This window comes from Nocardioides sp. (assembly GCF_051876515.1).
Taxonomy (GTDB): Bacteria; Actinomycetota; Actinomycetes; order Propionibacteriales; family Nocardioidaceae; genus Nocardioides.
The window spans coordinates 1-6,455 of record NZ_JBJEHY010000206.1; the positions used below are offsets into that span (position 1 = coordinate 1).

The 6,455-nt window shown below is 71.4% G+C and carries 6 protein-coding genes and 1 pseudogene; all 7 read right to left on the reverse strand.

Annotated elements, in window-relative coordinates:
- Nucleotides 1-1,593: MtrAB system histidine kinase MtrB (gene mtrB, locus ACI379_RS14975; RefSeq protein WP_439792903.1), on the reverse strand; the 1,593-nt coding region annotated here is incomplete at its 3' end.
- Between the two features lie 4 nt (nt 1,594-1,597).
- Nucleotides 1,598-2,299: an MtrAB system response regulator MtrA gene (gene mtrA, locus ACI379_RS14980; protein WP_439792905.1), complete on the reverse strand. Its 702-nt coding sequence runs from the start codon at nt 2,297-2,299 to the stop codon at nt 1,598-1,600.
- Between the two features lie 29 nt (nt 2,300-2,328).
- The gene (gene ahcY, locus ACI379_RS14985) at nt 2,329-3,771 is read right to left on the reverse strand and encodes an adenosylhomocysteinase (RefSeq protein WP_439792906.1); all 1,443 of its coding nucleotides are present in this window, start codon (nt 3,769-3,771) and stop codon (nt 2,329-2,331) included.
- A 129-nt stretch (nt 3,772-3,900) separates the two neighbouring features.
- On the reverse strand, nt 3,901-4,896 hold the full coding sequence (locus tag ACI379_RS14990) for a DUF808 domain-containing protein (protein ID WP_439792907.1): 996 nt from the start codon (nt 4,894-4,896) through the stop codon (nt 3,901-3,903).
- 99 nt (nt 4,897-4,995) lie between these two features.
- Nucleotides 4,996-6,033, reverse strand: a complete 1,038-nt coding sequence (locus ACI379_RS14995) for an SIS domain-containing protein (protein ID WP_439792908.1) — start codon at nt 6,031-6,033, stop codon at nt 4,996-4,998.
- A gap of 17 nt (nt 6,034-6,050) precedes the next feature.
- Entirely contained in the window at nt 6,051-6,215 is a 165-nt protein-coding gene (locus ACI379_RS15000) for a Trm112 family protein (protein WP_439792909.1), read from the reverse strand.
- Nucleotides 6,212-6,455 (reverse strand): annotated as a pseudogene (manB, locus tag ACI379_RS15005) (phosphomannomutase/phosphoglucomutase); the annotation flags it as partial. The gene ACI379_RS15000 and the pseudogene manB, both read right to left, overlap by 4 nt.

The window sequence follows — 6,455 nt, forward strand, 5'->3', positions numbered from 1 at the left end:
CGGGCTGTGCCGCAGCGGCTCGGCGAGCCGGTGCGGCAGCGTCAGACGGAACTGCGCGCCCTCGCCCGGGCGCCCCCACGCCTGGAGCCACCCCCCGTGCAGGTGCGTGTCCTCCAGCGAGATGGACAGCCCCAGCCCGGTGCCGCCCGTCGTACGGGCCCGGGCGGGGTCGGCCCGCCAGAACCGGTTGAAGACCATCGCCGACTCTCCCGCCGCCAGCCCGACCCCGTGGTCACGCACGGCCAGTGCCGAGGCCTGGTCGTCGGTGGCCAGGAAGATCTCCACGTCCCCGCCCTCGGCGTGGTCGATGGCGTTGGTGACCAGGTTGCGCACGATCCGCTCGACGCGCCGCGGGTCGGCCTCGGCCAGGCACGGGGCGCCGGGGTCGTGCACCACGACGCGGGTGGAACGGCGCGCGGCCAGCGCCGAGGTCATGTCGGCGACCCGCCAGGCGATCGCGACGAGGTCGACGTCCTCGGGCTCCAGCACCGCCGCCCCGGCGTCGAAACGGCTGATCTCCAGCAGGTCGGCCAGCAGCGTCTCGAACCGGTCGAGCTCGGCCTGCAGGAGCTCGGCGGCGCGCGCGGTGACCGGGTCGAACTCGTCGCGCGCGTCGTGCAGGACGTCGCTGGCCATCCGTACGGTGGTCAGCGGGGTGCGGAGCTCGTGGGAGACGTCCGAGACGAACCGGCGCTGCACCCGGCTGAGCTCCTCCAGCTGGCGGATCTGCCGCTGCAGGTTGGAGGCCATCTGGTTGAACGACGTGGCCAGACGGGCGATGTCGTCCTCCCCCGTCACGCGCAGCCGCTCCTGCAGCTCACCGGCGGCCAGCCGCTCGGCCACCCGGCGTGCCATCCGGATCGGGTTCACCACCTGGCGCGCGACCAGCCACGTCATGCCGGCCACCAGCAGCAGGAGCAGCGCACCGGCCGCCAGCATCGACTGGGCCACGACCTCGAGCGTCTCGGTCTCGTCGCTCAGCGAGTACAGGTAGTAGAGGGTGTAGGTCCTGTCGTCCGCCGGCAGCCTGATCTGGCTGCCCACGACCACGCCCGGGCCGTCCGGCAGCCCGGGCACCTCGCGGGTGGTGCGGATGTCGGTGTACGTCCAGGCCGTCGTCGAGTCGTCCTCGAAGTGCTCCTGGAGGTTCTCCGGGACGCTGGCCGGGTCGAGCCCCTGCGTGAACTTGGCGCCGCCGTCGACCACGCGGATGCCCTCGCCGGCCGGCGGCGACAGCACGACCGCGAACCCGCGGGTGGCCCCGCGCGCGATGATGGGCGTCACCAGCTCCTCGAGCTGGGTGGCCTCGTCGTCGTCGAGGCCGGGGGCGAAGGCCAGCTTGGTGCGGGCCTCCTCGGTCTCGTTCTCCGCGTCGGCCACCACGGCGTCGACACGGTGGTCGAGCAGGCCACCGCGCGTCTGCTCGATGAGGAACCACCCCACCACCAGGACCACGCCCGCCGAGAGCAGGACGGTGCTCGCCACCACGCGCGCGGCCACCGAGCGGCGCCAGAACGTCGGGCCGCGGCGCACCGCGTAGAGGATCCGGTCGTACGGCACCCGCAGCCGCGTGGAGTCGAAGGACGCGGCCACGGCGTCAGGAACTGCCGGCCTTGTAGCCCACTCCGCGCACCGTCAGCACGATCTCCGGGTTCTCCGGGTCGTGCTCCACCTTGGAGCGCAGGCGCTGGACGTGCACGTTGACCAGCCGCGTGTCCGCACTGTGCCGGTATCCCCACACCTGCTCGAGCAGCACCTCGCGGGTGAACACCTGCCACGGCTTGCGGGCCAGGCAGACCAGGAGGTCGAACTCCAGGGGCGTCAGGTTGATCGGTGCGCCGGCCCGGGTCACTGAGTGCCCGGCCACGTCGATGGTCAGGTCACCGACGGTGATCGACTCGGTGCGCGGCGCCTCGTTGCGGCGCACCCGGGCGCGGATCCGCGCCACGAGCTCCTTGGGCTTGAAGGGCTTGACCACGTAGTCGTCGGCACCGGACTCCAGCCCGAGCACCACGTCGATGGTGTCGCCCTTGGCGGTGAGCATGACGATCGGCACGCCCGACTCGGCGCGGATCTCCTTGCACACGTCGATGCCGTCCTTGCCGGGCAGCATCAGGTCGAGCAGGACCAGGTCGGGGCGGTAGGCACGGAACGCGTCCATCGCCTCGTCGCCCCGACCCACGATCCTGGAGTCGAAACCCTCCTGGCGCAGCACCAGGGACAGCATCTCGGCCAGGGACGCGTCGTCGTCGACCACGAGGATGCTCCCCCGGGTCGGCAGGTCCGCAGTCGAGTTCATGACCCCAGTGTGCCCCAGTGCGCCAGACGTCAGTAGCGGTACTGCTCGGGCTTGTACGGGCCCTCGACCGGCACGCCGATGTAGGCGGCCTGCTCGTCGCTGAGCGTGGTCAGCGAGACACCGAGCGAGGCGAGGTGCAGGCGGGCCACCTCCTCGTCGAGGTGCTTGGGCAGCACGTACACGCCGACCGGGTACTCCTCGGTCTTGGCGTACAGCTCGATCTGGGCCAGCACCTGGTTGGTGAAGGAGTTCGACATCACGAAGCTCGGGTGGCCGGTGGCGTTGCCGAGGTTCATCAGGCGGCCCTCGGACAGCACGATGATGGAGCTGCCGGCGCCCTCGCCCTCGTTGAACGTCCACACGTCGACCTGCGGCTTGACGTTGTTGCGCGTCGCGACGCCCTCGGCCTCGAGGCCGGCCATGTCGATCTCGTTGTCGAAGTGGCCGATGTTGCCCAGGATCGCGTTGTACTTCATGCGACGCATCTGGTCGAGGGTGACGACGTCCTTGTTGCCCGTCGCGGTGATGATGATGTCGGCCTGGCCGATGACCTCGTCGAGGGTGGAGACCTGGTAGCCGTCCATCGCGGCCTGCAGCGCGCAGATCGGGTCGATCTCGGTGACCACGACGCGGGCGCCCTGGCCGCGCAGCGACTCCGCGCAGCCCTTGCCCACGTCGCCGTAGCCGCACACGACCGCGACCTTGCCGCCGATCAGGACGTCGGTGGCGCGGTTGATGCCGTCGACCAGCGAGTGGCGGCAGCCGTACTTGTTGTCGAACTTGGACTTGGTGACCGAGTCGTTGACGTTGATGGCGGGGAAGAGCAGCGAGCCCTCCTTCATCATGTCGTACAGGCGGTGCACACCGGTGGTGGTCTCCTCGGTGACGCCCTTGATCTCGTTGGCGATCTTGGTCCAGCGGTCACCGGACTCGGCCAGCGAGGCCACGAGCGTCTCGAAGATGATGCGCTGCTCGGTGGAGGTCGCGGTGGCCGGGTCGGGGGCGACGCCGGCCTTCTCCGCCTCGACGCCGAGGTGGACCAGCAGGGTCGCGTCGCCGCCGTCGTCGAGGATCATGTTGGCGAACTCACCGTCGGGCCACTCGAGGATCTGGCGGGTGCACCACCAGTACTCCTCCAGCGTCTCGCCCTTCCAGGCGAAGACGGGGACGCCGGAGGGGTTGTCCACGGTGCCCTCGGGGCCGACCACGATCGCGGCGGCGGCGTGGTCCTGGGTGGAGAAGATGTTGCAGGAGGCCCAGCGGACCTCGGCACCCAGCGCGACCAGCGTCTCGATGAGGACGGCCGTCTGGATGGTCATGTGGAGGGAGCCGGCGATCTTGGCGCCGGCCAGCGGCTTCTCGGCACCGTAGCGAGCACGCATCGCCATCAGGCCGGGCATCTCGTGCTCGGCGAGCGTGATCTCCTTGCGCCCGAACTCAGCGAGTCCGAGGTCGGCAACCTTGAAGTCCATCAACTTCTCCCTCTCATCCGGCTTCGCACGGAGCTGACCGTGCAGAGGTCGAGGGTAGGACCGTCGCCACACTTCCGGGGAATCGTCGCGCGGCCCCCTGCTCAGCGGGCCGCAGCTGCGGCCCGCTGCTCAGTGCCCCGCAGCGGTGGTCTTGTCGCCCTTGTGCCCGCCGAACGGCAGGACGTGCATCACGGCCACCACGACCGCACCGACGACGAGGCCGACGACGGCCGACAGGACGGTGTTGGTGAGCCAGCCGGCGAACCCGCCGACGACACCCAGCGCGTCGTGCACCGCGACCTCGACGTGGTGCACCCAGCCGTACGGGCCGTGGACTCCGAGCTCGTCGAGGCTCGCCAGCAGGATGTGCCCACCAACCCAGAGCATCGCGACGGTGCCGACGGCCCCGATGAACGACAGCACCTTGGGCATCGCGTTGACCAGTCCGCGGCCGACCTTCTGGGACAGCTCCGACGGCTTGCCGGCCAGGTGCACGCCCACGTCGTCCATCTTGACGATGATCGCGACCACGCCGTACACGACCGCGGTGATGACCACCGCGACCAGCGCCAGCACCACCGCGCGCATCAGGAAGCCAGGCTGCGGGTCGGCGGACATGACCTCGTTGAGCGAGATGACCATGATCTCGGCCGACAGGATGAAGTCGGTCTTGATCGCCCCCGACACAGTCAGCGCCTCACGTGCCGCGCTGAGCTCACCTGTGGCCGCGACTTCCTCGGTCAGTTCCTCCACCTCGTCGTGGTGGCCCGGGCCGAACTTCTCCCACAGCTTCTCGGCACCCTCGTACGCCAGGAACGTCCCACCGAGGATCAGCAGGACGGGCAGCGCCTTGGGCAGGAACTGGCTGAGCAGCAGCGCCGCGGGGAGGATGAAGAGGAGCTTGTTGCGCAGCGAGCCGATCGCGATCTGCTTGATCACCGGCAGCTCGCGGGCCGCGGCCGTGCCCACCAGGTACTGGGGAGTCACCGCCGTGTCGTCGACCACCACGCCGGCGGCCTTGGCGCTGGCCTTCGCGGCTGCGGCGCCGACGTCGTCCACCGAGGCCGCCGCGAGGCGGGCGAAGACGGCGATGTCGTCGAGGAGGGCGAAGAGTCCGCCGGCCATGGATGTCCTCCGGGCTGTCGAGGTGGTGCACGGGCGAAGCGAGGTGGAGCGGCCGTCAGCCTATCGGGCTGGTCCTCCCCGACCCGCGCCTCGGCCCACTCAGCCGGCCGTCAGCCCGATGCCGAGGTACTCCGCCACGTAGGTGCCCTGCAGCAGCAGGGACGCGTACCGGGCGACCTCGGTGGGCGCCGTCGTGGACAGGGTCTCGACCCGTACGCCCCGGCGCTCGGCCGCGGCGAGCAGGCGTCCGCGCTGCTCCCGTCCCAGGGTGTCGCTGGCTCCGTCGTCGAGGACCACCAGCACCGGGCGGAGCTCGCTGTCCCCCTCGTCGGCGAACGGGTCGGAGAAGACGTCACGCACCGCCGCGCCCTCGATGACGGGCAGCAGGTGCTCGGCGTCGCCGGCCAGGGCGCTGCGGCCGGTGGCGCGCCTCAGCGACTCCGCCACCCGACGGGCGGCACGCGCGGCCAGCACGGACCCGCCCCAGACCAGCGGGGCCCCGTCGGCCAGGGCGATCGCGGTCGTCTTCGCCGGGTTGGAGACCAGGTCCTGGAAGGGCGAGGAGTCCCGGGCCACCTCGTCGAGGGCGGTCGCGACGCTCTCGGCGTCCGCCCGCGGCCCGAGGCTGACGTGCTCGAGGAACTCGAGCATCACCACGGCGGTGGCCAGCTGGTCGCCGGTGAGCGTGGGCAGCACGGTGACGTGCCGGCCCTGGGCGTGGTCGGCCACCAGCGAGCGCGGCGGGCAGGCCACCACGACCTGGCAGCCGCGACGCACGGCCTCGGCGACCGCGGAGGCCGAACCCTCGTCGCTGCCCTCGGGGGCCAGGATCACGACCAGGTCGAGGCTGCCCGCCCACCCGGGCAGGCCCGGGTTGGGCCAGGCCACGAACGGCACCGGGCACCACGGTTCGAGCACCGCGCGCAGCAGCCGCGAGTCGGGCCCGGCGGCCAGCACGGCACGGGGCCGGAAGCCGTCCGCGTGCTCGCGGGCCAGGGCGGCCGCGGCGGCCGGCGCCGACTCGTGGGCGTCGCGGCGTACCCGCGCACCGCTCTCGGCCAGCGCGCGCAGGCGTACGTCGGCCGCGCCGAGCACACGCTCGTCGTCGAGCCGGGACTCGTCGAACCAGACAGTCATGACGACCCCGACGGCCCTCAGGCCGGCTTGCGGGCCTCGTCGACCAGCAGCACCGGGATGTCGTCGCGCACCGGGTAGGCGTTGCCGCAGCCGGCGCACACGAGCTCCTCGCCCGCGGCGGAGAGCTCGCCGTGGCAGGCCGGGCAGACGATGATCGCCATCAGCTTGGGGTCGATGTTCACTTCTCGCTCCTGATCGTGGCCAGCACGCGGTCGCGCACCTGCTCCATCGTGTCGGTGTCCTTGCCCTCGACGTTGAGCCGCAGCAGCGGCTCGGTGTTGGAGGGGCGGACGTTGAACCACCAGTCGGCGTGGGTGACGGTGAGACCGTCGAGGTGGTCGGTGGTGACGCCGTCGCGACCGGCGTACGCCGCCTCGATCGTCGCGGCGATCCCCGCCTGGTCGGCGACCGAGGAGTTGATC